The sequence below is a fragment of the Sphingobium sp. genome, from assembly GCF_035511395.1.
Taxonomy (GTDB): domain Bacteria; phylum Pseudomonadota; class Alphaproteobacteria; order Sphingomonadales; family Sphingomonadaceae; genus Sphingobium.
In genome coordinates this window covers 1-26,812 of record NZ_DATKFP010000114.1, presented here as the reverse complement: position 1 = coordinate 26,812, position 26,812 = coordinate 1, and the positions used below count along the sequence as shown (strand labels likewise).

Sequence of the window (26,812 nt, the reverse complement as noted above, 5' to 3'; positions counted from 1 at the left end):
ACCATCCTGTCATTCTGCTGGGCGGACCGGAGGATTTTGAAGCGGGCGAAGCGATCCGCAATGCATTAGGCAACACGCAGATTTTGAATGCTTGCGGCAAATACAATTTCAACCAATCGGCTTCCTTAATCCAAAAGGCATTGATCGTGTTTACACACGACACTGGGCTGATGCACGTTGCAGCCGCATTCCGAAAGAAGGTCTATTCGATCTGGGGCAATACCATTCCGGAATTTGGCATGTACCCCTACCGCACCACATTCGAAGGCTTTTCGAGCGACCCCGAGCTGGTGCTGAGCCGCCAGCAGCTCGACAATGACGGTCGTACCCTGTCGCGCCAGCGACGCTATCGCGACTATAGCACCACCCATATGGTGTTCCGTGGCGAAATCAGCGGCAAGTTGGAAACCGGGTCGATCGTCCACAATATTCGCATCGGCGCGGACTGGGACAAGTTCAAGATCAACACCTTCCAGACCCGCTATCGTCCGAGTGCGACAGACCAGTCCTATTCGATCGATATCTTCGAACCGAATTACGACATCGTTGCGCCGACGCCCACCACGGTCATCCAGAATGCGACCGAGATCCAGAAGGCCTGGGGCGTCTACGCCCAGGACCAGATCGAGATCACGGAGCAGTTCAAGATACGCTTCGGCGGGCGCTATGATGATTTCTCGCAGGATATCGACCTGCGCCTGAACGGTACCAATCCGCGCGCATCCTATACCAAGTTCAGCCCGATGGCCGGCCTGGTGTTCGAACCGACCAGCAGCCTGTCTTTCTATGCCAGCTACGGCAAGGGATTCCGCCCCAACAGCGGCGTAGGCTTCGATGGCCAGCCGTTCGCGCCGGAAACCAGCAAATCCTACGAAGTCGGCGCAAAGTTCGTGACGACTGACGGTCGCCTGACCAGTACCCTGTCGCTCTACAAGATGAAGAAGGACAATGTGCTGACCACCGACCCTGTCAATGCGGGCTTTTCCAAGCCGGTGGGATCGGCCGACAGCAAGGGCGTGGAATTCGACGTCAACGCCAAGCTGCCGGCCGGGTTCGAACTATTCCTGACCTATGCCTACACCGACGCAGGCTGGGCCACGAACGCGCTCGATCCCAATTTTGCGGCACCGATCCGCAAGGGCGACCCCCTGATCAACATTCCCAAGCATCAGGGCAACGCCCTGCTGTTCAAGAATTTCTCGATCGGCGATCATGAGGCAATGCTGGGCGCGGGCGTGACCCATGTGGGCCGTCGCCTGGGCGAGACGGCAACGACCTTCTTCCTGCCGAGCTACACCATCGCCAAGGTGCTGGGATCGTTCAACATTACCAAACAGATCAAACTGTCGGCGGACGTGAACAACCTGTTCAACAAGAAATATTATGCCAGCTCCTATTCGGCGCTGTGGATCCAGCCCGGCACGCCGCGCTCGTTCACCGTCCGCGCGAGCTTCAACTTCTGATGGCATAGGTCGGGGCGCGCCCGCCCCGACCCCGGCCGCCGGCATCCCTTTCTCCAAGCTCGGGGCCTCCAAGCTCTGGGCCTCCAAGTACTGGGGATGCCGGCGGTCTTTTCTTTTGGACAGCAAGAGGCGCCGCATGACCCGCGCGACATGGCTCCGCATTCACCGGATTCTTGGCCTTGCCATGGCGGCGTTCCTGCTGGTTCAGGCGCTGACCGGTGCATTGCTGCTCTATCGCGGACCGGCCGCGCGGATGATCGACCCAGCCGGCATGACGAGCCGGGGGACCGGCTCAGGCTGCTCCGCCGGGCGCGCTGTGGAGCAGGCGATCCATGCCCTGCCCGGCTATCATGTGACCCGCCTCTTTGCACCGGATGCTGTAGGCGCGACCTGGTTCGCGCAGTTGAGCGACGATGGCGGACGGACGCGCTATGCCTCGATCGATCCGGTCGGCGGCCGCGTGCTGCGCGCCGGCAGCCTGGCGCATTTCCCCGTCGAGGCTGCGTTGCAGATCCATTATCGGCTGATCGCGGGCAAGGCCGGCATGACGATCGTCGCGCTGAACGCGCTGGCCCTGCTGGCAATGGCGGTAAGCGGCCTCGCCTTCTGGTGGCCCAAGCGTAATCCGGGCAAGGCGCTGACGATCCGCTGGACGCTATCCCCGCGACTGGTGTTGCGGCAGGCGCATCGGACCATCGGCGTCGTGGCGGCTGCTTTCCTGGCGCTGCTCGCGCTTACTGGCCTGCTGCTGGTGCTGCCCGAAATCGCCGACGGCAGTGCGACGGCAGCGCCAGTCGCCGCGCCCGCCGCAGCGATCGACCGCAGCCTGACGCTGGCGCAAAGCGCTTTTCCCGACAAAAGCCTGCGCGACTTCCGGATCGATGGCGACCGTCTGATCGTCAATTTCAACGCGCCCGAGCGCAACAGCCGCGCGGTGCATCGCGCGATCGTCACCATCCCGCAGCCGCATATCGTCAGCGCAGTCCACGCCGAACAGAATGGCGCGCTGTGGATGATCGTCCTGCCCATCCATGCCGGCAACGTGATCGGCCCGATCGGGCCGGCGCTGCTGCTGGTTGTCGCGCTTGCCCTCGCAACACTCGCGCTTTCCGGGCCGATCATGTGGTGGCAGGCTGCCGCCCAGCGTCGCCGCCCCGCCCGAAAGGTAACTGCATGACCCTGCTCTACACATCCGATCCGGAACGCGGCCGCATCTGGCGCGCGATTTTCGCGGCGGAAGCGAGCGACATCGGCTTCTTCGATCCGTCGCAGCCGCATGATCCCGCCACGATCCGCTACCTCGCCGCATGGGCGCCGTCTGCCGAACTGATCGCCAGCCTGCCCAATCTGGAAATCCTCTTCTCGATCGGCGCGGGGATCGACCAGTTCGACATGAGCGCTCTGCCGCCCCATGTCCGCGTGGTCCGCATGATCGAACCGGGCATCGCGGCGGGCATGGTCGAATATGTCACGTTGGCGGTGCTGTCTCTGCACCGGAACCTGATCGACTATCGCGAGGCGCAGAAAGATGCACGCTGGGCACCGATCAAGCTCAAGCCCGCAGGCGAGCGGCGGGTCGGCGTCATGGGCCTCGGCAATCTGGGTCAGGCGGTCTTGAAGGCGCTCAAGCCCTTCGGTTTCCCCCTGTCGGGATGGAGCCGATCGCCCCATGATATCGAGGGCGTGACCTGCCATGCCGGGGAAACCGCGCTGCACGATTTTCTGGCAACCTGCGATATCCTGATTTGCCTGCTGCCGCTGACCGATGAAACGCGCGGCATTTTGTGCCGGAAAACCCTGTCGCACCTACCCTCCGGCGCAGCCCTCATCAATGCCGGACGGGGTGGACATCTGGTGGAGCAGGATCTGCTGTCGCTGCTCGACGATCACCATCTTTCCGGTGCGTTTCTTGATGTCACCGAACCCGAACCGCTGCCCGCCGATCACCCGTTCTGGGCGCATCCGCGCATCGTCATCACCCCGCACGTCGCAAGCATGACCCGCGCAGACAGCGCCGCGCGAGTACTGATCGCCAATATCCGGCGGTATGAGGCGGGGGAGGCAATGGACGGCGAGGTCGCACGGAACAGGGGCTATTGAAAGTCCGACATTCCATGCCGTCGACAGCCTCTCTTCAACCGTCGCGTCCTTGCCCGGATGCCCCGATTGCGGCCTTCCCCGGAGCGCGGCAAACTATGCCGAAAGGATCGCGATAAAGTCGCGAATCTGCGTCCCGACCCGAAGATATCGGGCGCATGTTCCGGCTTTGCCATGTCGTAATGCCCATGAACTGATTAGCTTCACACGGCTTCCCAAGCCAATCGCAGAATCTGCAAAGGACGATCCGTCGATGCCCAATTTCCGGCCCAAATATATCAGTTTCGACTGCTATGGCACGCTGACCCGTTTCCGCATGACCGAGATGGCAACCGCCTTCATGGCCGATCGCGTTGCGGCCGAAGACCTGCCCGCCTTCTGCAAGGACTGGAGCGCCTACCGCTTCGACCAGGTGATGGGTCCATGGGAACCCTATCAGGAGATCATCCGCAATTCGCTGGCCCGCACCTGCAAGCGCTGGGGCGTGGAGTATCGCGCGGCAGACGCCGATGCGGTCTATGCCGCCGTGCCGACCTGGGGTCCGCATGACGATGTGCCGGGCGGCCTCAGCAAGATCGGCGACAAGATCCCGCTCGTCATCCTGTCCAATGCGATGAACGACCAGATCCATCATAATGTCGGCATGCTGGGCGCGCCCTTCCACGCGGTCTACACCGCCCAGATGGCGCAAGCCTACAAGCCGCGGATGCAGGCGTTCGAATATATGTTCGACCAGCTGGGCGCGAAGCCCGAAGAGATGATGCACGTATCGTCCAGCTTCCGTTACGACCAGAATACGGCCACCGACCTGCATTTCGGTTGCCGCGTGTTCGTGGGCCGCGGGCATGAACCGTCCAACGCCTTCTATCGCGATGTCGAAATCCCCCATATCGGCGCGCTGCCGGCGGTGGTGGGGCTGTAAGAGCGCCATGACGGCTCCCTCCCTCTCCTACTGGCTGGCCACTGCCCCCGCCTTCGCCGGCGGGGCGCAGGGCGGCGTCGAGGGCAAGGTGGACGTCGCCATCATTGGCGGGGGGTTCACCGGCCTGTCGGCGGCGCTCGCACTGGCGAAACAAGGCGCCAACGTCATGCTGCTGGAGCAGGGGCGGGTGGCCGGAGAGGCTTCGGGACGCAATGGGGGTCAGTGCAACAATGGCACGGCCCATGATTATGGCGCGCTGTCCGCGCGTTTCGGCAAGGACGTGGCCAAGGCCTATTATCGCGCCCATTGCGACGCGGTGGATCTGGTCGAACGGATCGCGGCGGAGGAAGGCATTGATTGCGCCTTCCGTCGCTGCGGCCGCGTGAAGCTGGCGGCGAAACCGGCGCATTATGACAAACTGGTCCGAGCCCACGATCTGCTGGCGGCAGAAGTCGATGAGAATGTCCGGCTAGTGCCGCCGGAACGCATCCGCGAAGAGGTAGGATCGGATGCCTTTCATGGCGCGCTCATCCAGACGACCAGCGCACAACTGCATCCGGCGCGCTTCGGCGTCGGACTGGCCGAAGCGGCGGCTCGGGCGGGCGCGCGGATATTCGAGAACGCCCAAGTCACGGGCATGGATCGAGCGGCAAGCGGCTGGAAGGTGACGACGCCCAAGGGATCGGTCACGGCGTCACAGATATTGGTCGCGACCGGCGGCGCGCCGGCGGCGGCACCGTTCGGCTTCTTCAGGCGGCGGATCGTGTCGGTCGGCAGCTTCATCATTGCCACCGACCCGCTCGACGATGCGCTGATCGCCGAGTTGCTGCCCAACCGGCGCAATTATGTGACCAGCAAGAATATCGGCAATTATTTCCGCCTGGCGCCGGACAACCGCCTGATCTTCGGCGGGCGGGCGCGCTTCGCGATCAGCGATCCACGCTCGGACCTCAAGAGCGGGCGCATCCTGGAACAGGTGATGGGGGACATCTTCCCGGCCTTGAAGGGCTTGGGCGTCAGCCATGTCTGGGGCGGGATGGTCGACCTGACCGCCGACCGCCTGCCGCGCGCGGGCGAGCAGGACGGGATGTTCTATGCGATGGGCTATAGCGGCCATGGCGTGCAGATGGCGACCTATATGGGGCAGGCGATGGCGCGGATCATGGGCGGCGATACGCGTGCCAATCCCTGGGCCGGGCTGGACTGGCCGAGCGTGCCCGGTCATTTCGGCAAGCCCTGGTTTCTGCCGATGGTGGGTCTGTGGTACAAATGGCAGGATCTGATCCATTGATGGACGATATGTCTGCCCTTTCGCGGCGTGGGCTGATCGGTGCGGGGCTGGGCCTTGGGGCCGGGCTGCTACTGCCTGACAATGCTCTGGCCGCGCGCAAGCCCCGTCGCGGCGGACGCATCCGCGTCGCCAGCCTGTCCAGTTCGACCGCCGACACACTCGATCCGGCCAAGGGCGCGCTGTCGACCGACTATGTGCGCCATTACATGCTCTATAACGGGCTGACCGAGATGGGCGGCGACCTGATCGCCCGCCCGGCCCTGGCCGAAAGGATCGTAAGCAACGACCAGACGGTCTGGCACATCAAGCTGCGCAAGAGCGTGACCTTCCATGACGGCGCAAGCCTGACGAGCGAAGACGTCGTCTGGTCGCTGCTGCGGCATAAAGACCCTGCGGTCGGATCGAAGCTGGCCACTATCGCAGAACAGTTCGCCGAGGTCAGGGCGGCGGGGAAGCAGGATGTCGTCATCCGCCTGACCGGCCCCAATGCCGACCTGCCCGCCATTCTCGCTCAGTCCCATTTCCTGATCCTGCGCGCGGGAACCAAGGATTTCCGCACCGCCAATGGCACCGGCCCCTATATGATCAGCCAGTTCCGGCCGGGCGTACGAACGCTGGTGCGGCGCAACCCCGATTACTGGAAATCGGGCAAGGCCTGGCTGGACGAGATCGAGCTGATCGGCATTCCCGACGAGGTGAGCCGGGTCAATGCGCTACTGTCGGGCGACGTGCAGCTGGTGATCGCGGTCAATCCGCGATCGACCAGGCGGATCATGGCGTCGCGCGGCCATGCGCTGCTGGAAACGCAGTCGGGTCTCTACACCAACCTCATCATGCGGCAGGACCAGTTGCCGACCGGCAACGCCCATTTCGTCGCGGCGATGAAATATCTGTTCGACCGGCCGCTGATCAAGCGGGCGCTCTATCGCGGCTATGCGACGATCGCCAACGACCAGCCGATCCCGCCCTTCCATCCCTATTATCGCAAGGATCTGCCGCAGACGGCGCTGGATCTGGACAAGGCGCGCTGGCATTTGCAACGCGCGGGCCTATCTGGCGTGCGACTGCCGGTCTATGCCTCGCCGGCGGCGGACGGATCGGTCGACATGGCGTCGATCCTCCAGGAATATGGGTCGCGCGTGGGCCTCAATCTGGCAGTCAACCGGGTGCCGGCCGATGGCTATTGGTCGACCCACTGGATGAAGCATCCGCTGGGCTTCGGCAACACCAATCCGCGCCCGACCGCCGACCTGCTGTTCAGCCTCTTCTACAAGTCCGATGCGGCCTGGAACGAGAGCGGATGGAAGAATCCGCGTTTCGACCGACTGCTGCTGGAGGCGCGCGGCGAGGCCGATCAGGCGCGGCGCAAGCAGCTTTATGGAGAAATGCAGGAGCTGGTCCACCATCATTGCGGGGTCGGCATTCCGGTCTTCATCAGCCTGATCGACGGCTATGACCGGCGGCTGAAGGGACTGCGGCCAGTGTCGCTGGGCGGACTGATGGGTTATCAATTCGCTGAGCATGTCTGGTGGGAAGGCTGATGGCGGGCGCTTCTACTTCCAGCGGCGCGAGGGCCGCGCTCGTCCTGATCGGCAAGCGACTTGCCTCGTCGCTACTGACGCTGTTCCTGGTGTCGGTGACGATCTTCGTCATTGCGCAACTGCTGCCGGGCGACGCCGCGCAGGAAGCGTTGGGCCAGAGCGCCACGGCGGAACAGGTAGCGTCGCTGCGACATGAGATGGGCCTCGATCGGCCCGCGCCGGTTCGCTACGCCACCTGGCTGACGGGGATGGTGAGCGGCGATCCGGGCCAGTCTCTGGTCGCCAGCATGCCCGTGTCCGAAGTCATTTCCAGCCGCCTGCCCAACAGCCTGCTACTCGCCGCGTTGACGGCGCTGGTGGCGGTGCCGGTGGCGCTGGCGATCGGCATCGGATCGGCAATGAACCGGGGCGGACGGCTCGACCGGGCGCTCAACATCAGCACTTTGTCGATGGTGGCGGTGCCGGAATTTCTGGTGGCGACGATCGCCGTACTGGTCTTTTCTGTCAAACTACGCTGGCTGCCGTCGATCGCGCTTGTTTCCGACGAGATGAGCTGGGGCGATTATCTGCGCGGCGCGGCCATGCCGATCCTGTGCCTCAGCATCGTCGTCATCGCCCAGATGGCGCGGATGACGCGGGCGGCGGTGATCGACCAGATGGACCGGCCCTATGTCGAGATGGCACTGCTGAAGGGCGTCGCGCCGGTGCAGATCGTCCTGAAGCACATCATGCCCAACGCGATCGCGCCGATCGTCAACGCCATGGCGCTCAGCCTGTCCTACCTGCTGGGCGGGGCGGTGATCGTGGAAACCATCTTCAACTATCCGGGGCTTGCCAGCCTGATGGTCAATGCCGTCACCAGCCGCGACATGCCGCTGCTCCAGGCCTGCGCGATGATCTTCTGCGCAGCCTATCTGATCCTGATGCTGATCGCGGATGTGACTGCGATCCTCGCCAATCCGAGGCTGCGCGCACAATGATGGCCCGGTCGATCAAGGGGGCGATGGCCCTGCCGCTGTCGGGCAAGATCGGCCTGACACTGGTCCTGTTCTGGATCTTGGCTGCGCTGCTCGGGCCGATGCTGGCGCCCTATCCGGTCGGCGCCTTCGTCGCCTTTGACGTGTTCGACGGATCGTCGGGCGAGCACTGGCTGGGCAGCGACTATCTGGGCCGCGACGTGCTGAGCCGGTTGCTGTGGGGCGCGCGCTATACGGTGGCGCTGGCCGCTGCCGCCGCCTTGCTGGCGAGCGCGACAGGCACGGCGCTGGCGCTGACCGCCGCCGTGGGCGGTCCCAGGGTCGATGAACCGCTGTCGCGTTTCATGGACATGCTGATCTCCATCCCGTCGAAAATCTTCTCGCTGGTGTTGGTGGCGGCGTTCGGATCGTCGCTGCCGCTGTTGCTGCTGATCGCGGCGATCACTTACGTCCCTGGCAATTACCGCATCGCCCGCGCGCTGGCGGTGAACCTCGCGCAGATGGACTATGTGCAGGTGGCAAAGGCGCGCGGGGAAGGGCGCTTCCATATCGCCATCGCCGAAATACTGCCCAATATGATCCATCCGCTGCTCGCCGATTTCGGTCTGCGCTTCGTGTTCATCGTGCTGCTGCTGTCGGGCCTCTCCTTCCTTGGCCTTGGCGTGCAGCCGCCAGACGCCGATCTGGGATCGCTGGTGCGCGAGAATATTTCGGGGCTGGGCGAAGGGGCGCTCGCCATCCTGGCGCCGGCCGTCGCGATCGCGACTCTGACGGTGGGGGTAAATTTGCTGATCGACGCCCTTCCGGGCCGGGGGAAGCGCAAATGAGTGACGCCTTCCATGTCGAGGTGAAAGACCTGTGCGTCACCGCGCGCAACGCCAGGGGCGAGAGCTTCCCGATCGTCAGCGGCATCGATTTCGCCCTGAAGCGCGGCGAAGTGCTTGCGCTTATCGGAGAATCGGGGTCGGGCAAGACGACGATCGCGCTGACCCTGCTGGGCCATGCCCGGCCGGGCGCGACGATCGCAGGCGGATCGATCCGCGTCGGGGATGCCGAGATCACGCGCATGGATGCCAGGAGATTGGCGCAGCTGCGCGGCAACCGCATCGCCTATATCGCGCAGAGCGCAGCCTCCGCCTTCAACCCGTCGCGCACGATCATGGACCAGGTAGTCGAGCCGGCGTTGATCCACGACCTGATGTCGCGCGACAAGGCGGAGGCGAAGGCCGTCGAGCTGTTCCGGGCGCTGGCCCTGCCCTTCCCCGACACGATCGGATCGCGCTATCCGCACCAGCTGTCTGGCGGCCAGTTGCAGCGGCTGATGGCGGCGATGGCGCTGATCACCGATCCCGAACTGGTCATATTGGACGAACCGACCACGGCGCTGGACGTGACGACGCAGATCGAGGTGCTGCGCGCGTTCAAGGCGGTGGTGCTGGAGCGCGGCGCTACCGCCGTCTATGTGTCGCACGACCTGGCGGTGGTGGCGCAGATGGCGGACAAGATCGTCGTACTCAATCAGGGGCGCATTCGCGAAGCGGGCGCGGCGGATCAGGTGCTGCACCAGCCGACGGACGAATATACCAAGACCCTGATGGCGGCGGCGCGCCCGGCGATCCGGCCGATGCCGCAGCAGATCGACCTGCCGTCCGCGCCCCTGCTCGAAATCCGGGGCGTCACGGCGGGCTATGGCAAGATCGGCAAGGATGGCCGGCCGCGTGTGCCGGTGCTGCGCGACATCAACCTGACGATCGAGCGCGGCGCGACCTTGGGCGTGATCGGCGAATCCGGGTCGGGCAAATCGACCATCGCCCGCGTCATCGCCGGGTTGCTGCCACCGGCGAGCGGGCAGGTGCTGCTGGACGGGGAGCCGTTGCCGCCGGGGCTGGCGGGGCGGAGCCGCGAACAATTCCGCCGGGTGCAGCTGGTGTTCCAGAATGCCGACACGGCGCTCAATCCCGCGCATAGCGTCGGGCAGATATTGGAACGTCCGCTGACCTTCTATCATGGCCTCAAGGGCAATGCGGCGCATATGCGGGTTCTGGAACTGCTGGACCTTATTCGCCTGCCGGTGAATCTGATCGACCGCAATATCGGCGGGCTGTCGGGCGGGCAGAAGCAGCGCGTCAATCTGGCCCGCGCGCTGGCGGCCGATCCGCAGCTGATCCTATGCGACGAGGTGACGTCGGCGCTCGATACGGTGGTCGGCGCGGCGATCCTAGACCTTATGGCGGATCTGCGGCGTGAATTGGGGATCGCGACCATGTTCATCAGCCATGACATTTCGACGGTGCGGGCGATCTGCGACGATATTCTCGTCCTCTATTCGGGGACGATGGTCGAGATGGGGCCGCGCACCGCGTTCCAGAGCGCGCCCTTCCATCCCTATACCGACCTGCTGATCGGGTCGGTGCCGGAAATGCGCGCGGGCTGGCTGGAGGAAAGCCATGCAGGGCGCAAGCCGCCGCCGGTCGGCGCGGCCGGCGACCATCCCGACCTGTGCCGCTTCCTGCCGCGCTGCGCCGCGCGCGTGGACGGCCTCTGCAACATCACGCCGCCGCCCCGCCATCCGCTGGACAAGGGCAGCCGCATCCTGTGCCACCATGGAGACAAAGGTTTGATCGCGTCATGAGCCGGTTCGTTCGACTGGGCGAAACCGACCGCCCTGCCCTCTCCCTGCATGTCGACGGCCACGCAGTCGAAGCGCTGGAGGGAGACACGCTGATGGTCGCGCTGCTCGCCAGTGGCGGCACGCTGCGCCAGAGCGAATTCGGACCCGAAAAGCGCGCGGGCTTCTGCCTGATGGGCGCATGCCAGGATTGCTGGGTCTGGACCGAAAATGGCGACCGGCTGCGGGCCTGTTCCACGCTCGCCGCATCGGGCCAGCGCATCGTCACCAGTCAGCCGGAGGCGTCATGGTCGAGCCAAGGATAATTATCGTCGGCGCCGGCCCGGCCGGCACGCGCGCGGCAGAAGCCTGCGTCGCGGCGGGGCTGCGGCCGACCGTCGTCGACGAAGGACGCCGCGACGGCGGGCAGATCTATCGCCGCCAGCCGGAACATTTCACCCGACCCTATGAAAAGCTCTACGGCACCGAGGCGGGCCGGGCGCAGGAGGTGCATGCCGCGTTCGACGCGATCCTGGATCGGATCGACTATTGCCCCGAAACGCTCGTCTGGAACATTGCCGACCGGCATGTCTGGACGGCGAATGGAACAAGGCAGGATGCGCTGCCGTTCGACGCGCTGCTGCTCTGCACCGGGGCGACCGACCGGTTGATGCCGGTCAAGGGCTGGAATTATGCCGGCGCCTATAGTCTGGGCGGGGCGCAGGTGGCGCTCAAGAGCCAGGCGGTGTCGATCGGGCATCGCGTAGTGTTCATGGGATCGGGACCGCTGCTCTATCTGGTCGCCAGCCAATATGTCGAGGCGGGCGCGCAGGTGGCCGCAGTGCTGGATACGTCGCCCTTCTCGGCACGGGTGAAGGCGATGCCGGACCTGATGGCGGTACCGTCGGTGCTGTGGAATGGCGTCAAGCTGACGCGGGCGCTGAAGCGCGCCGGGGTGATCATCCAGCATGGCGTGACGCCGCTGGAGATCGTCGGTGATGCAGATACGGGCGTCAGCGGCATCCGCTATCGTGACGGCAGCGGCAAAGAGCAGCAGATCGACTGCGACGCGGTGGCGATGGGCTATCATCTGCGGCCCGAGACGCAGCTGGCCGATCTGGCGCGCTGTGCCTTTGCCTTCGATCCGCTCACCCGGCAGTGGCTACCCGAACGCGACGGCGACGGGCGGGCGAGCGTGGCGGGGATCTATCTGGCGGGCGACGGCGCGAAGATTTTAGGCGCGCGATCGGCCGAGGCGAGCGGTAAATTGGCGGCGCTCGCGGCTTTGGGCGATCTGGGCCTGCCGGTGGACGAGGGCGAGATGACGAGCCTGCGCGGCGACGTGGCGACCTATGCACAGTTCGCGCGGGGGCTGGCCAAGGCTTTCCCATGGCCTGCGGCGCAGGCCGCCGCCCTGCCCGATGAAGCGATCCTCTGCCGCTGCGAAGGCGTGACGGCGGGCGATTTGCGCGCAGTGATGCGCGAGACGGGCGCCAAGGAAGCGAACCGGGCCAAGGCGTTCAGCCGTGTCGGCATGGGCCGATGCCAGGGGCGCTATTGCGGGCTGGCCGCTGCCGAACTGATCGCGGCCGAGGCGGGCTTGCCCGTGGAGCAAGTCGGCCGCCTGCGCGGACAGGCGCCGGTCAAACCGTTGACGATCGCGATCGGAAACGAAGAATGAGCGGGGCAAGCGACGTCATCATCGTGGGTGGCGGGCTGATGGGTTCGTCCGCCGCTTTGTTCCTGCGCGGGCATGGAATTTCGGTCACTTTGCTGGAAACTGACCTGATCGGGCGGCAGGCGAGCGGCACCAATTTCGGCAATGTACGGCGGCAGGGCCGCGCCATCCATCAATTGCCGCTGGCTAACCGCGCGATCGCGATCTGGCGCAAGTCGCGCGAACTGCTGGGCGCGGATGTGGAATATCTCCAGTCGGGGCATATCCGCGCCTGCTATCGCGAGCGGCCCGAACTGGTCGGCGCGATGGAGGACTATGCCGCGCAAGCACGGCTGGAGGGGCTGGACCTCGAACTGCTGAGCGGCAATGCGCTGCGCGACAAATTCCCCTTCTTCGGGCCGGACGTGCTGGCGGGTTCCTATTCGGCGACCGACGGCCATGCCAATCCGCGCCTCGCTGCCCCCGCCTTCGCCCGCGCGGCGCAGACGCTGGGCGCGATCGTCCATGAGAATACGAAGATTATCGACGCACAGAAGGTCGGCGAGGATTTCATCGTCACGGCGGCCGACGGGCGGACCTTCCGCGCGCCGATCCTGCTGATAACCGCAGGCGCCTGGGGCAACGCCCTGTCGTCGCAATTTGGCGAGCCGGTGCCGATCGTGCCGCGCGGGCCGAACATGAGCGTGACCGAGCCGGTGCCCTATGCGATCCATCCCGCCGTCGGGGTGATGACGCCGCTGGAGGAGGAAACTGTCTATTTCCGCCAGGTGGCGCGCGGCAATATCGTGCTGGGCGGCAGCACGCGGGGGCCATCCTATCCCGACGAGTATCGCGCCTATGTGCTGCCCCAGAACACGCTGAGCCAGCTGAAGCAGATCCGCCGGCTGGCCCCGCAACTGGGCAAGCTCAACATCATCCGCGTCTGGTCCGGGATTGAGGGCTATATGCCCGACAGCCAGCCGGTGATGGGGCCGAGCGCGACGACCAGCGGGCTTTATTATGCCTTCGGCTTTTCCGGGTCGGGCTTCCAGATCGGGCCAGGCGTGGGCGAGACGATGGCGGAGATCATCGCGAAAGGCGCGACGGATATCCCGATGGAGCCATATAGGATCGCGCGGTTCGGGGCGACCTGATCCGCCCCATCACCAGCCTTACATCTCCTCACAAATATGATAAAATAGGATTTGTGAGGAGAATGCACCCATGTCCACCATCGAGCGGATGACCGTGACCATGCCCGCCGAAATGGCGGCTTTCGTCAAAAGCATCGTTGAAACGGGCGATTATGCGTCGACCAGCGAAGTCGTGCGGGAAGCGATCCGCGATCTGAAGGCGAAGCGCAGCCAGCAGGTTCAGCACCTGGAAGCGCTGCGGCGTGACATCGACAAGGGTCTGGCCGATATGGCCGCCGGCCGTGTCAGGGATTTCGACGCCGACGCGATCGCCGCACGCGGGAGGGCGCTATTAGCCGATACCCGCTCCGCCTGACCGATACGGCGGAAGCCGACCTGGCCGAAATCTGGTTTCACATCGCGACAGAAGCGTCGGAAGAGCAGGCAACCCGCTTTGTCCAGTCGCTGCAATCCGCCTTTGCCCGATTGCAGCACTTTCCCTTATCGGCTCCGTCCCGCGATCATCTCGCGGCAGATCTCAGGGCGCTGGTGCATGGACGCTATGCGGCCTATTATCAATTTTCCGGCACGGACATTGTGATCGTACGCGTCCTGCATGGCGCGCGCGATCTTGATGCCCTTGCCGCAGGCGATGGATTTGCCTGACACTCGGCCATGAGCGGTCAGAACTCTATCAGTGCGGTCTTGGTCTTGAGGTTCGCCATATAGGCTTCGCGGCCCAGATCCTTGCCGATGCCCGATTGCTTGTACCCGCCAGTCGGCAGGATAAAGTCGTTGCTGCGGCCATAGCGGTTGACCCAGACGGTGCCGGCCTCCAGCGAACGGGTCGCGCGGAGCGCCCTGGCCACATCGCCTGTGTGAACGCCGGCGGCGAGGCCATAGGCGCTGTCATTGGCGAGGGCATAGGCTTCGTCCTCGTCGGCGAAGGTCTGGACGGTGAGGACGGGACCGAAGATTTCGCCCTGTACGACCTCACTGCGCTGATCGACATTGGCGAGCAGTGTCGGCGCGAAATAGCTGCCTTCCTGCGGCGCGGTGGCGCGGCCGCCACCGGCCAGCACTTCCGCATCGTCAACCACGGCGCGCTTGACGATGCCGTCGATCCGGTCGAGCTGGCCTTCGGAAATGATCGGTCCCAGCGTCGTATCGACCGCCCAAGTCGGGCCGGCGCGATGTGCGGCGAAGGCGGCGAGGATGCGATCGATCACCTGATCGGCGACCTTTTCCTGCACCAGCAGGCGCGATCCGGCGACGCAGACCTGTCCGGCGTTGAGCGTGATGGCGCGCGCGACGATCGCTGCCGCCTTGTCGATACCGGCATCGGCGAAGATGATTTGCGGACTCTTGCCGCCCAATTCGAGCGTCACGGGCTTTGGTCCGGTCTGGGCGCAGGCGGCCATGATCGCAGCCCCCGTGGTGGTCGATCCGGTGAAGGTGACTTTCGCGACTTCGGGGCGGCGCACCAGCGGATCGCCGACCGATCGGCCATCGCCCTGGACGATGTTGAACACGCCCGCAGGCAGCCCCGCCTCGACCGCCAGTTCGGCCAGGCGCACGATGCTGAAGGGCGTCATTTCCGACGGTTTGAGGACAACCGAATTGCCTGCGGCGATGGCGGGGGCGATCTTCCAGCCGGCCATGACCAGCGGCAGGTTCCACGGCGCGATCGCGGCGACGACACCATAGGGTTCGGTAATGGTGAGGCCCAGCTTGTCGGGCGTGGTCGCCGCGACCTCACCGCCGACCTTGTCCGTCCATTCCGCGAAGAAGCGGATCGTCTCGGCGGCGTAGCTCAGATCCCAACCGTTGATCTCGTTGATCGTGCGGGTCGATCCCAGCGCTTCGAGCGGAGCAAGCGTCGCGGCATCGGCTTCGATCAGGTCGGCCCAGCGACGCAAGACCTTCATGCGGCCACGCGGGTCGGTCTGCGCCCAGCCGCTGCTCTTGTATGCGGACTGGGCGTTTTCGACCGCCTGCGCCAGTTGGTCCGCGTCGACGCTGTCGAGGTCCGCCTGAACCCGACCGTCCGAAGGGCGGCGCACGGTGATCGCGGCCCCACGCCCTTCGACCCGGCGCCCGCCGATGAAATTATTAGCCTTGGGCAGGCTGATCTGATCGGGGTCGAAACCGGTCACGGCATATATCTCCTTGTACGGACTGCGCGACAGAATAGGGTCGCGCGGCGGCATTTGTTGCAGTTGCAAAGGAAAACCCGCGCGATAATCTTCCAAAAATATTGCGAAGGCAGCAGCCAATGCTTGGCGCGGCCTCCTAATGTCCGCCCACTGATTCCTATCAACCCCGGCGGGCGCCCCCCTACCCCGCCAAGGAGCAAGAGGCATGGCGACAGACATAGAGGCGATGGTGGAACTGCGGCGCATGACGCCTGCGGATCTGGCTGCCGCCCACGATCTTTCGAGCGAGCAGAAATGGCCCCACCGTATCGAGGATTGGGAGATACTCCTTGGCCTCGGCTTTGGGTATGTGGCGACACGAGGCGAAGAGGTCATCGGTACGGCCATGGCATGGCTCTATGGCGCGGATGGCGCGACGCTGGGCATGGTGATCGTGTCGCCCCGCACGCAGGGCATGGGCATCGGCCGGCGGTTGATGGACGCCGTGCTCCACGATCTGGGCGACCGCACCGTGCTGCTCAACGCGACCGACGAAGGCGCGCCGCTCTATCGCAAGATGGGGTTCGAACCCGTCGGGCCGGTATTCCAGCATCAGGGCGCGGCGTTCTCCGTACCGATGGCGGAACTGATCCCCGATGAGCGAGTGCGGCCGCTGGGCGCGAAGGATATGGGCACGCTGCACGATCTGGCGAAGCGGGCGACCGGCATGGATCGCGCCGCGCTGCTCGACGCGCTGGTGCCGGGCGCGCAGGGCGTGGTGCTGACACGCAGCAACGAACCCGTCGGCTTCGCCCTGTTCCGCCGCTTCGGGCGCGGCTATGTCGTCGGGCCGACGATCGCGCCCGATACGGGCGGAGCGAAGGCCCTGATTTCCCACTGGCTGGGGTCCAATGCAGGCATGTTCTGCCGGCTCGACATACCGGAGGAAAGCGGGCTTGGCGCCTGGCTGGACGATCTGGGCCTGCCCTGCGTCGGCCGGGTGATGCGCATGGTGCGTGGACCTTTGCCGCCGCTCGATCATTCGGTAACGACCTTCTCCCTCACGACGCAGGCGCTCGGATGACCCTCTCCCTCAACAACCCCGCCCTTTTCATCGAACAGGCCTTTATCGGCGGCCAATGGGTCGGCGCAGCGTCGGGCAAGACCGTGCCGGTCGACGATCCCGCGACCGGGGCGATCATCGGTAGCGTGCCCGATTGCGGCGAGGCGGAGACGCAGGCGGCGATCAATGCGGCAGAGGCGGCCTGGCCGGCGTGGCGTGCCAAAACCGCGGGGGAGCGGGCCGCGCTGCTGGAACGCTGGCATGCGCTGGTGCTGGAAAATCTCAGCGACCTTGGCCGGATCATGACCGCCGAGCAGGGCAAGCCGATCGCCGAGGCCGAGGGCGAGATCCGCTATGCGGCGAGCTTCATCAAATGGTTTGCCGAGGAAGCGCGGCGGATCGACGGCGGGATGGCGCCCGCACCGGAGGCCAATCGCCGTATCCTCATCATGAAGGAACCGGTCGGCGTGTCGGCGGCGATCACGCCCTGGAATTTCCCGGCGGCGATGATCACGCGCAAATGCGCGCCTGCTTTGGCAGCAGGATGTCCGGTCGTGGTGAAGCCGTCCGAACTGACGCCCTTTACCGCACTGGCGCTGGCCAGGCTGGCGGAAGAAGCAGGCTTCCCGGTGGGCGTATTCAGCATCGTGACGGGGACGCCCACCGCGATCGGCCGCGCGCTGACGGCCAGCCCGGTGGTACGGAAACTGTCCTTCACCGGATCGACCCGCGTGGGCGCGCTGCTGATGGAGCAGAGCGCACCCACCATCAAGCGACTCAGTCTGGAACTGGGCGGCAATGCGCCGCTGATCGTGTTCGACGATGCCGATCTGGACATCGCCGTCGCCAGCGCCATGGTCAGCAAGTTCCGCAATGCGGGGCAGACCTGCGTTTGCGCCAACCGCATATTGGTCCAGGATGGCGTCTACGATGCTTTCGCCGAGAAGCTGGCCAAGGCCGTGTCCGCGCTGAAGGTCGCGCCGGGCAATCAGGCGGGCAGCACGATCGGCCCGCTGATCAACGCCGCCGCCGTCGACAAGGTGAAGGCGCATATCGATGATGCACTGGCCCATGGCGCGAAACTCTTCGCGCAGGCGCCCGACGGCGCGACCGGCGAGCGGTTCGCGACGCCGGTGGTGCTGACCGGCGCGACGCGCGACATGAAGCTGGCCGGGGAAGAGACGTTCGGCCCGGTCGCGCCCCTGTTCCGCTTCACGCATGAGGAGGAAGGGATCGAGCTGGCCAATGCCACCAGCTATGGCCTGGCCAGCTATTTCTACACCGAAAATCTGCATCGGGCCTTCCGCGTGGCGGAGCGGCTGGAGGCGGGCATGGTCGCACTCAACAGCGGATCGATCGCGATGGAGGTCGCGCCTTTCGGCGGGGTCAAGATGTCGGGGCTGGGCCGCGAAGGCGCACATGCGGGAATCGAGGAATATCTGGAAACCAAGGCGTTCCATATTGCGGGGCTGAAGCTGTAGTCCCCGCTGGCTGTTCGGGCTGAGCCGGTCGAAGCCCCGATTTTCAAGGAAGAAAAGCGCTTCGACAGGCTCAGCGCGAACGGGAGATTTATCGTGCGTAGCTATTCCATCTCCGTCATCCCCGGCGACGGCATCGGCAAGGAAGTCATGCCCGAGGGCATTCGCGTGCTGGAGCGCGCGGCAAGCCTCTATGGCTTTTCGATCGAGCAGACATGGCAGGATTTCGCCTGCTGCGACTATTATGCCAAACACGGCCAGATGATGCCGGACGACTGGAAGGAACGGATCGGCAATCCCGACGCGATCTTCTTCGGCGCGGTGGGCTGGCCCGATACGGTGCCCGATCATGTCTCGCTCTGGGGGTCGCTGCTCCAGTTCCGGCGCGAATATGATCAATATGTCAATTTGCGCCCGGTGCGGCTGATGCCGGGCGTCCCCTGCCCTCTAGCGGGGCGCGAACCGGGCGACATCGACTTCTGGGTGGTACGCGAGAATACCGAGGGCGAATATAGCTCGGTCGGCGGCAAGATGTTCCCCGGCACGCCGCGCGAAGTCGTCATTCAGGAAACGGTGATGACCCGGCATGGCACGGACCGCGTGCTGCGCTATGCGTTCGAGCTGGCGGCGACGCGCGACCGCAAGCATGTCACGTCGGCCACCAAGTCCAACGGCATCGCCATCACCATGCCCTGGTGGGACGAGCGGGTGGAAGAGATGGCGAAAAACTATCCGACCGTCACCCATGACAAATATCATATCGACATATTGACCGCGCAGTTCGTGCTGAACCCCGATCGCTTCGACGTGGTAGTGGCGTCCAACCTGTTCGGCGACATTCTCTCCGACCTGGGTCCGGCCTGCACCGGCACCATCGGCGTCGCGCCGTCGGGCAATATCAACCCGGACCGCACCGCGCCGTCGCTGTTCGAGCCGGTGCATGGGTCGGCGCCTGATATTGCGGGCAAGGGCATCGCCAATCCGGTCGGCCAGATCTGGTCGGCGGCGATGATGCTGGAACATCTGGGCGAGGCGGAAGCCGCCGCCGCGATCATGCGCGCGGTCGAGACGGTGCTGGCGGAACCCGGCCTGCGCACCGGCGACCTCAAGGGCAAGGCGAACACCGAGCAATGCGGCAAGGCGATCGCGGAGGCGCTGGCCTGACAGGAGATAGGCCCGATAGGAAATGCGCCGTTTAACTTCGCACATTTCCCGCTGATTTCGACATTTTATTGCGCCGGCCTGTTCCTATCGAAAAGCAGGCCGGCCGTCGATCGCGACTTTAGCAGAAACTTGACGGATAGGACATCCCTTGGCCTCAGCGAGGTGTCCCGACAGCAAGAATGCGCTGCGCCTGCACCAGATGAGGACGGTCGATCATCCTGCCGTCCAGTTTCAATGCACCGACGCCGGGATTGGCGGCGAAGGCCTCGACCACGGCGCGGGCATGCGCGATGTCATCGGCGGTCGGCGTAAAACCGCGATTGATGATCGCGATCTGCGCCGGGTGGATCGCCATCATGCCGGTAAAGCCGTCGCGTCGCGCCCGTGCCACATAGGCGTCGAGCGCGTCGGGGGCATCGATGCGCGGGAACACCGTCTCGATCGCCGCCACGCCGGCCGCATGGGCGCCGAACAGGGTCAGGCCGCGCACCATCTCGTAGGGCGGCGTATAGCTGCCGTCGGCCTCGCGCGAGGTGGCCGCGCCGATGGCGGCGGGAAGATCCTCCGCCCCCCAGGTAAGGCCTGCCAGATGCGGCCCGACCGCGCCATAGCTGCCCAGTTGGAAGATCGCCGCCGGGGTTTCGGTGGCGATCGGCAGGATGGGAAGTCGCACGCCGCCCAGCATCGCCAGCAAAGCATCGACGCTTGCCGCGCCTTCCGCCTTGGGCAGCACCAGGCCATCGGGCTTGCCCGGCAGCACCGCCGCCAGATCTGCCGCCGTCAGCCCACCATCCAGCGGATTGATCCGCACGAAGGTCGTGACCGGCCGATCCCCCGCCAGCCATTCGGCAATGGCGGCCCGGCCTGCATCCTTCTTTTCCGGCGCGACGCTATCCTCCAGATCGAGGATCAGGGCATCTGCGCCGCTTGCCGCCGCCTTGGCGAAACGCTCCGGCCGGTCGGCCGGCACGAACAGCAGCGACCGCAGGCTCATGCATCCGTTTCCTTTGGGCAGCCCTGGATCAGCGCCATGCGCAGGCACTGGCACACGATCTCATCGCGCTGGTTGATGAGGCGATGGGTGAAGGTGACGATGCCCGCTCCGGGGCGGGACTTGCTGGGCTTGAGGTCTGTCACTTCGGTCTCGGCGCGCAGGGTATCGCCGATGAACACCGGCCGGGGCATGACCAGCTTGTCATAACCCAGATTGGCGACCAGCGTGCCCAGCGTCGTGTCGCCGACCGACAGGCCGACCATCAGCGAAAATGTGAAGGTGCCGTTGACGAGGATCTGCCCGAACTCGCTGGCCTTGGCCGCTTCGGCATCGATGTGCAGCGGCTGCGGATTATGGGTCATCGTCGAGAAGAGGAGATTGTCCGTCTCCGTCACCGTCCGGCGGATGTCATGAGTCAGCGTTTCGCCGATCGTCCACTGGTCGAAAAACTTGCCCGCCATCAGGCCGCCTCCCCCTTTTCGATCTTCACCAGCAGCGCGCCCTCGCTCACCTGATTGCCCTGATCGGCGTTGAGTTCGGCGATGATCCCGTCGAACGGCGCGACCAGGCTATGCTCCATCTTCATCGCCTCCAGCGTCAGCAACTTCTGTCCCTTGGTCACACGCTCGCCCGCCGCGACCGACACGGCGATGATGCGGCCCGGCATGGGCGACAGGATGCTGCCGTCGGATGCATCCGCGCCCCCAGCCCCGCCCGCGCGCCATGGCATCAGGCGCCAGACCTGTCCGCCCTGCGCCACCAGCACATCATCCTGCGGCCTATCGTCCACCCCCTCACGCGGGTCGAAGCGGATGCTGATCTTCTCGCCGTCGATCAGGAACACGTTTTCGCCGCGCATCGGCGCGTTGAGGCGGAAGCCCGCCAGCGCCCCCCCCTGTGACAGGCGGGCGGCGGCTTCTGCCAACGCATCGTCGTCAGGATGGGCGGGCGGCATCAACACGTCACCCTCTCGACCGATCAACCCGGTGTCGAGCCGCGCGGCGACGAAGTCGGGATGATCCAGCGCTTTCACCAGAAAGGCCGCATTGGTCTTGAGCGGCCAGATGGCGGTGTCGTCCAGCGTCTGTTCCAGCTTATTGCGGGCGGCTTCGCGGGTCGGGCCATGGGCAATGACCTTGGCGATCATCGGATCGTAGAAGGGCGAGATTTCAGCGCCTTGGCTGACCCCGGTATCGATGCGGCAGCCCTTCCCCAGCTCGCTCTCCCCAAGCTGAAACACGTCCAGCGTGCCGATCGATGGCAGGAAGCCCTTCACCGGATCTTCGGCATAGAGACGCGCTTCCATCGCCCAGCCGTTGATCGACAGTTCATCCTGCTTTTTCGGCAGCGGTTCACCACTCGCCACGCGCAACTGCCATTCGACCAGATCCTGGCCGGTGATCTCCTCCGTGACGGGATGTTCGACCTGAAGCCGGGTGTTCATCTCCATGAACCAGATGCGGTCGGCGCGCAGCCCGTCGGAGCCGTCGGCGATGAACTCGATCGTGCCCGCGCCGACATAGTCGACCGCCCGCGCCGCATTGACCGCCGCCTGACACACCGCCGCCCGCGTTTCCGCGTCCATGCCCGGCGCGGGCGCTTCCTCGATCACCTTCTGGTGACGGCGCTGGAGCGAGCAGTCCCGTTCGAAAAGATGAACGACATTGCCGTGCGTGTCGCCGAACACCTGCACTTCGATATGGCGCGGGTTCGTGACCCATTTTTCCAGCAGCACCTGATCATTGCCGAAGCTGGACGCAGCCTCGCGCTGGCAGGACAGCAGCGCATCGGCAAAATCGGCTTCCGCATCGACCTTGCGCATGCCCTTGCCGCCGCCGCCCGCAACCGCCTTGATGAGCACGGGATAGCCGATCGCGTCGGCCTCCGCCTTCAGCCGCTCCGGCGATTGGTCTTCGCCCAGATAACCGGGCGTGGTCGGAACCCCGGCATCCTGCATCAGCTTCTTGGCGGCATCTTTCAGGCCCATGGCGGTGATGGAGGACGGATTGGGGCCGACCCAGATCAATCCGGCGTCCTGCACCGCCTGCGCGAACGCCGCATTTTCGGACAGGAAGCCATAACCGGGATGGATGGCCTGCGCTCCGGTTTCCTTGGCAGCGGCGATGATCCTTTCACCGACCAGATAGGATTCGCGCACTGGCGAGGGGCCGATACGGACGGCTTCGTCGGCCGAGCGGACATGCAGCGCGTCGGCGTCGGCGTCGGAATAGACGGCAACCGTGCGGATGCCCATGCGACGGGCGGTCCTGATGACCCGGCAGGCGATTTCGCCACGATTGGCGATTAGGAGGGACTGGATCATGGGCCTCACATCCTGAAAATGCCGAACTGCGGATGGTCGGCGACCGGCGCATTCAGCGTGGCGGCAAAGGCGAGACCCAGCACGTCGCGGGTCTGGGCGGGATCGATGATACCATCGTCCCACAGGCGCGCGGTGGCATGATAGGGATTGCCTTCATCCTCATATTTCTGGCGGATCGGCGCCTTGAAGGCCTCCGCCTCCTCCGGCGTCCAGTTCGCGGCGTCCCGATGGACGGTCGCCAGCACCGACGCGGCTTGCTCCCCGCCCATCACCGAGATGCGGCTGTTGGGCCAGGTGAAGAGGAAGCGCGGCTGATAGGCGCGGCCGCACATGCCGTAATTGCCTGCGCCGAAGCTGCCGCCGATCAGCACGGTGATCTTTGGCACGCTGGCCGTCGCCACCGCCGTCACCAGCTTCGCGCCATTCTTGGCGATCCCCTCCGCCTCATATTTGCCGCCGACCATGAAGCCGGAGATATTCTGGAGGAACAGCAGCGGAATGCGCCGCTGGCAGGCCAGTTCGATGAAATGCGCACCCTTGATCGCGCTTTCACTGAACAGCACGCCGTTGTTGGCGAGGATCGCGACCGGCATTCCCCAGATATGGGCGAAGCCGCAAACCAATGTGGTGCCGTAAAGCGCCTTGAACTCGTGAAACGCGCTGCCGTCGACGATCCGCGCGATGACTTCGCGCACATCATATGGCGCGCGGACATCCTGCGGAATGATGCCGTACAGTTCCTGCGGGTCATATTTGGGCGGACGCGGTTCGCGCAGATTGAGGTCAGGCTGTCGGTCGGGTTGCAGCGTCGAGACGATATCGCGCACGATCGAGAGCGCATGCTCGTCATTTTCCGCGACATGGTCGACCACGCCGGACTTGCGTCCATGGAGGTCGCCGCCGCCCAGATCCTCGGCGGAAATCACCTCGCCCGTCGCCGCCTGCACCAGCGGCGGCCCGGCAAGGAAGATCGTGCCCTGGTTGCGGACGATCACCGTTTCGTCGGACATCGCCGGCACATAGGCGCCACCGGCGGTGCAGGATCCCATGACGCACGCGATCTGCGGGATGCCCCGCGCCGACATGTTCGCCTGATTATAGAAGATGCGCCCGAAATGCTCGCGGTCGGGGAACACCTCCGCCTGATTGGGCAGGTTCGCGCCGCCACTGTCGACCAGATAGATGCAGGGCAACCGGTTTTCGAGCGCGATTTCCTGCGCCCGAAGATGCTTCTTCACGGTCAGGGGATAATAGGTGCCGCCCTTCACCGTCGCGTCGTTGCAGGCGATCATCACCTGCCGTCCCGCCACCCGACCGATACCGGCGATGATACCCGCGCCAGGCACCTCGTCATTATACAGGCCATTGGCGGCCAGTTGCCCGATTTCCATGAACGGCGAGCCTGGATCGAGCAGCCGCTCCACCCGGTCGCGGGGCAGCAGCTTGCCGCGCGCCACATGCTTGTCCCGCGCGCGATGCGATCCGCCTTCGGCGGCCTTGGCGACCTTGCTCCGCAGTTCCTCGGCCAGCGCGTGATTATGCGCCGCATTGGCGCGAAAAGCCTCGCTGCCCGTCGACAGCTTTGTGTCGAATATCGGCGCGCTCATGCCCCGATCAACTCCCGGCCGATCAGCATCCGCCGGATCTCGTTGGTACCCGCGCCAATATCGAGCAGCTTGGCGTCGCGCATGTAGCGCTCCACCGGCCAGTCCTTGGTGTAGCCCGCGCCGCCCAGCGCCTGCACCGCTTCCAGCGCTGTCTTCATCGCATTTTCCGACGCCAGCAAAATCGCGCCGGCCGCATCGAAACGCGTCGTCTTGCCCGCATCGCACGCCCTGGCGACGGCATAGACATAGGCACGCGCCGAATTGAGCGCGACATACATGTCGGCCACCTTCGCCTGCATCAACTGGAAGGCGCCGATCGGCTTGCCGAACTGCCGGCGCTCGCGGACATAGGGCAGCACGACATCGAGACAGGCCTGCATGATGCCGAGCTGGATGCCCGACAGCACCGTACGCTCATAATCGAGGCCCGACATCAGCACGCCGACGCCGCCGTCCAGCGGACCCATGATATTGTCCTGCGGGACTTCGCAATCCTCGAACACCAGCTCGGCGGTGGGCGATCCGCGCATGCCGACCTTGGCGATCTTCTGCCCGATCGAAAAGCCCTTCATGTCCTTTTCGATGATGAAGGTGGTGATCCCCTTCGACCCCTCGCCCGTTTTGGCATAGACGACCAGCGTGTCGGCATAGGTCGCGTTGGTGATCCAGAATTTCGTGCCGTTGAGGATGTAGCGGTCGCCCTTCTTCTCAGCCTTGAGCTTCATCGACACGACGTCGGACCCGGCGCCCGCTTCCGACATGGCGAGGCTGCCGACATGCGTGCCTGAAATCAGCCCGGGCAGATATTTCGCCTTCTGTTGCGGGTTGCCCCAGCGCCGGATCTGGTTGACGCAGAGGTTGGAATGCGCTCCGTAGGAGAGGCCGATCGAGGCTGACGCGCGCGCCACCTCTTCCTGCGCGACGACATGTTCCAGATAGCCGAGGCCCAAACCGCCATCCTCTTCCGGCACGGTGATGCCGTGCAGCCCAAGTTCACCCATGGCCGGCCAGAGTTCACGCGGGAACCAGTCCTTATCGTCGATCTCGGCAGCGAGCGGCGCGATCTTGTCGGTCGAAAAGCGCGCCGCGCTATCGCGGATCATGTCGGCATTGTCGCCCAGCGCGAAATCGAAATCGGTCATGGCAGCCTCTCCTTTGGCATCAGCGATACCAAGCCGAGCGGGATTCTAAAATTGAAAGTTTTTTTCAACCGGCTATAGATGCTGTCTATAATGGAACGCTATCTCCTGCGCTATTTTCTGGCGGTCGTCGATCAGGGCAGTTTTTCGCGCGCGGCGACGCACTGCAACATATCACAGCCGTCGCTGTCGGTCGGGATTGCAAAGCTTGAAAATATACTGGGCGCGCCGCTGTTCTTTCGCTCGAATCAGCGCATGCAACTGACGCGTGCCGGTACGCGCCTGCTGGGCCATGCCCGCCGGATCGAGGCGGAGTTCAACGCGGCGCAACGTGCCATCGCCGAGGAGCTTGACGAAAAACTGCTGAGTTGCCGGTTGGGCGTGTTGCATAGCGTACCGGGCGAACTGATCGCCGCAGCCATTGCCGACCTGCCGCCTGACGAACGAAGCGGCATCGAGATCATCTATGGATCGGAACGCGATCTGGTCGGGAAGCTGGATCGCGGACGGATTGATCTCGCCCTGTCGCTGACGGATCGCGGCGGCGATCGCTTTCTGGAGCAGCCTCTGGTGCAGGAATTTTATGCGATCGCCCTCAGCGCGTCCCATCCGCTTGCAGGCCGGGCAGAGATTTCGGCAGAGGAAATCGCGAGCGAGACGATGATCGTTCGCCGCCATTGCGAAGCGCTCGCCGACACGAGCCGACATTTTATCGAACGTGGCATCCGCCCGCCCTTCGCCTTGCGCTCGACCAATGACGAACGTGTGCTGCAAATGGTCGCTGCCGGGCTTGGTCTTACGGTGATGCCGGCCAGCTATGCCTATCCGGGCGTCGTGCGGCCGCGACTGGCCGGGTTTACCGTAACGCGATCGCTGGGCTTCCTGTTCAGTCGCCACGGCGCTCATCTGAGCAAGGACAGCGTCCCCCTGCTGACGCGGCTGGAAGCGTTGTTTATACGAGGCACGAGCTTCGGTCATCCGTCGCAATAACGGTTAATCGCGACTTCCGATTTCGTCCGCACCAACTGGACGTTGCGCGAAAAATTGAATCGCAGAAGTTCTCCCGCCGGTTTGTGGCTGGAATTTTTTAGACAGTGGACAGTGGGCGTGGGGCGAACTGCGCATCCAATTGCGCAATTCCAGATAACCTGTTGGTGCCGGTAGGCCTGTCCGTCCGGCGCGGGGGCGTCGTGTGGCGATCGCCTTTTCCAGACGCACAA

The 26,812-nt window shown here is 64.7% G+C and carries 25 protein-coding genes; 18 read left to right on the top strand and 7 right to left on the bottom strand.

All coding sequences use genetic code 11. From position 1 onward, the window contains the following. The first annotated feature begins 11 nt into the window (after nt 1–11). The 14 genes from VMR39_RS07395 (at nt 12) to VMR39_RS30435 (ending at nt 14,355) form a co-directional block, all read left to right on the top strand. A complete protein-coding gene (locus tag VMR39_RS07395) occupies nt 12–1,463 on the top strand; it encodes a TonB-dependent receptor domain-containing protein (protein WP_325415332.1) in 1,452 nt (483 codons plus the stop codon). Nucleotides 1,464–1,599: 136 nt separating this feature from the next. After that, nucleotides 1,600–2,640, top strand: coding sequence for a PepSY-associated TM helix domain-containing protein (locus tag VMR39_RS07390; RefSeq protein ID WP_325415330.1), 1,041 nt, complete (start codon nt 1,600–1,602; stop codon nt 2,638–2,640). Further along, a complete protein-coding gene (locus tag VMR39_RS07385) occupies nt 2,637–3,563 on the top strand; it encodes a glyoxylate/hydroxypyruvate reductase A (RefSeq protein WP_325415329.1) in 927 nt (308 codons plus the stop codon). Before VMR39_RS07390 ends, VMR39_RS07385 begins: the two co-directional genes overlap by 4 nt. 250 nt (nt 3,564–3,813) lie before the next feature. Continuing rightward, on the top strand, nt 3,814–4,482 hold the full coding sequence (locus tag VMR39_RS07380; protein WP_325415328.1) for a haloacid dehalogenase type II: 669 nt from the start codon (nt 3,814–3,816) through the stop codon (nt 4,480–4,482). A gap of 7 nt (nt 4,483–4,489) precedes the next feature. Continuing rightward, entirely contained in the window at nt 4,490–5,773 is a 1,284-nt protein-coding gene (locus VMR39_RS07375; RefSeq protein ID WP_325415327.1) for an FAD-binding oxidoreductase, read from the top strand. After that, nucleotides 5,773–7,314 (top strand): ABC transporter substrate-binding protein, encoded by a 1,542-nt coding sequence (locus VMR39_RS07370; RefSeq protein WP_325415326.1) that lies wholly within the window; start codon nt 5,773–5,775, stop codon nt 7,312–7,314. Before VMR39_RS07375 ends, VMR39_RS07370 begins: the two co-directional genes overlap by 1 nt. Next, entirely contained in the window at nt 7,314–8,294 is a 981-nt protein-coding gene (locus tag VMR39_RS07365) for an ABC transporter permease (protein ID WP_325415325.1), read from the top strand. The genes VMR39_RS07370 and VMR39_RS07365 overlap by 1 nt, the downstream gene beginning before the upstream one ends. After that, nucleotides 8,291–9,118 (top strand): ABC transporter permease, encoded by an 828-nt coding sequence (locus VMR39_RS07360; RefSeq protein ID WP_325415324.1) that lies wholly within the window; start codon nt 8,291–8,293, stop codon nt 9,116–9,118. The genes VMR39_RS07365 and VMR39_RS07360 overlap by 4 nt, the downstream gene beginning before the upstream one ends. Then, complete coding sequence (locus VMR39_RS07355) at nt 9,115–10,923, top strand: ABC transporter ATP-binding protein (RefSeq protein ID WP_325415323.1); 1,809 nt, start codon at nt 9,115–9,117, stop codon at nt 10,921–10,923. Before VMR39_RS07360 ends, VMR39_RS07355 begins: the two co-directional genes overlap by 4 nt. Then, nucleotides 10,920–11,225 carry a (2Fe-2S)-binding protein gene (locus VMR39_RS07350; RefSeq protein ID WP_325415322.1) on the top strand — a complete coding sequence of 102 codons (306 nt, stop codon included), beginning with the start codon at nt 10,920–10,922 and terminating at the stop codon, nt 11,223–11,225. Before VMR39_RS07355 ends, VMR39_RS07350 begins: the two co-directional genes overlap by 4 nt. Then, the gene (locus tag VMR39_RS07345; RefSeq protein ID WP_325415321.1) at nt 11,207–12,580 is read left to right on the top strand and encodes an FAD/NAD(P)-binding oxidoreductase; all 1,374 of its coding nucleotides are present in this window, start codon (nt 11,207–11,209) and stop codon (nt 12,578–12,580) included. Before VMR39_RS07350 ends, VMR39_RS07345 begins: the two co-directional genes overlap by 19 nt. Continuing rightward, nucleotides 12,577–13,710 carry an FAD-binding oxidoreductase gene (locus tag VMR39_RS07340; protein WP_325415320.1) on the top strand — a complete coding sequence of 378 codons (1,134 nt, stop codon included), beginning with the start codon at nt 12,577–12,579 and terminating at the stop codon, nt 13,708–13,710. Before VMR39_RS07345 ends, VMR39_RS07340 begins: the two co-directional genes overlap by 4 nt. A gap of 70 nt (nt 13,711–13,780) precedes the next feature. Beyond that, entirely contained in the window at nt 13,781–14,065 is a 285-nt protein-coding gene (locus VMR39_RS07335; protein WP_325415319.1) for a type II toxin-antitoxin system ParD family antitoxin, read from the top strand. Further along, nucleotides 14,041–14,355: a type II toxin-antitoxin system RelE/ParE family toxin gene (locus VMR39_RS30435; RefSeq protein WP_414712470.1), complete on the top strand. Its 315-nt coding sequence runs from the start codon at nt 14,041–14,043 to the stop codon at nt 14,353–14,355. Before VMR39_RS07335 ends, VMR39_RS30435 begins: the two co-directional genes overlap by 25 nt. A 17-nt stretch (nt 14,356–14,372) precedes the next feature. Here the strand turns inward: VMR39_RS30435 and VMR39_RS07330 are convergent, their stop codons facing one another. Continuing rightward, on the bottom strand, nt 14,373–15,845 hold the full coding sequence (locus tag VMR39_RS07330; protein WP_325415318.1) for an aldehyde dehydrogenase family protein: 1,473 nt from the start codon (nt 15,843–15,845) through the stop codon (nt 14,373–14,375). Between the two features lie 205 nt (nt 15,846–16,050). On the opposite strand from VMR39_RS07330, the gene VMR39_RS07325 reads away from it, so the two are divergent. The 3 genes from VMR39_RS07325 (at nt 16,051) to VMR39_RS07315 (ending at nt 19,529) form a co-directional block, all read left to right on the top strand. After that, nucleotides 16,051–16,908 (top strand): GNAT family N-acetyltransferase, encoded by an 858-nt coding sequence (locus VMR39_RS07325; protein WP_325415317.1) that lies wholly within the window; start codon nt 16,051–16,053, stop codon nt 16,906–16,908. Beyond that, nucleotides 16,905–18,368 (top strand): NAD-dependent succinate-semialdehyde dehydrogenase, encoded by a 1,464-nt coding sequence (locus tag VMR39_RS07320; RefSeq protein WP_325415316.1) that lies wholly within the window; start codon nt 16,905–16,907, stop codon nt 18,366–18,368. Before VMR39_RS07325 ends, VMR39_RS07320 begins: the two co-directional genes overlap by 4 nt. A gap of 93 nt (nt 18,369–18,461) precedes the next feature. Further along, nucleotides 18,462–19,529, top strand: a complete 1,068-nt coding sequence (locus tag VMR39_RS07315) for a tartrate dehydrogenase (RefSeq protein WP_325415315.1) — start codon at nt 18,462–18,464, stop codon at nt 19,527–19,529. A gap of 154 nt (nt 19,530–19,683) precedes the next feature. On the opposite strand, the gene VMR39_RS07310 is transcribed toward VMR39_RS07315, so the two are convergent. From VMR39_RS07310 to VMR39_RS07290, 5 genes are read right to left on the bottom strand one after another with little or no spacing between them, the layout of a single operon-like run. Further along, nucleotides 19,684–20,523, bottom strand: coding sequence for a CoA ester lyase (locus VMR39_RS07310; protein WP_325415314.1), 840 nt, complete (start codon nt 20,521–20,523; stop codon nt 19,684–19,686). Then, nucleotides 20,520–20,984, bottom strand: a complete 465-nt coding sequence (locus VMR39_RS07305) for a MaoC family dehydratase (RefSeq protein ID WP_325415313.1) — start codon at nt 20,982–20,984, stop codon at nt 20,520–20,522. Before VMR39_RS07305 ends, VMR39_RS07310 begins: the two co-directional genes overlap by 4 nt. Then, nucleotides 20,984–22,846: an acetyl/propionyl/methylcrotonyl-CoA carboxylase subunit alpha gene (locus VMR39_RS07300; protein WP_325415312.1), complete on the bottom strand. Its 1,863-nt coding sequence runs from the start codon at nt 22,844–22,846 to the stop codon at nt 20,984–20,986. The genes VMR39_RS07305 and VMR39_RS07300 overlap by 1 nt, the downstream gene beginning before the upstream one ends. Nucleotides 22,847–22,851: 5 nt before the next feature. Beyond that, complete coding sequence (locus tag VMR39_RS07295) at nt 22,852–24,453, bottom strand: carboxyl transferase domain-containing protein (protein WP_325415311.1); 1,602 nt, start codon at nt 24,451–24,453, stop codon at nt 22,852–22,854. Further along, nucleotides 24,450–25,595, bottom strand: coding sequence for an isovaleryl-CoA dehydrogenase (locus VMR39_RS07290; protein WP_325415310.1), 1,146 nt, complete (start codon nt 25,593–25,595; stop codon nt 24,450–24,452). The genes VMR39_RS07295 and VMR39_RS07290 overlap by 4 nt, the downstream gene beginning before the upstream one ends. Nucleotides 25,596–25,682: 87 nt before the next feature. Here VMR39_RS07290 and VMR39_RS07285 point away from each other — a divergent pair, with 87 nt between their 5' ends. Next, nucleotides 25,683–26,582: a LysR family transcriptional regulator gene (locus VMR39_RS07285; RefSeq protein WP_325415331.1), complete on the top strand. Its 900-nt coding sequence runs from the start codon at nt 25,683–25,685 to the stop codon at nt 26,580–26,582. A gap of 3 nt (nt 26,583–26,585) precedes the next feature. Here the strand turns inward: VMR39_RS07285 and VMR39_RS07280 are convergent. After that, nucleotides 26,586–26,812 (bottom strand): hypothetical protein (locus tag VMR39_RS07280; RefSeq protein WP_325415309.1); only part of this gene is annotated, 227 nt, incomplete at its 5' end.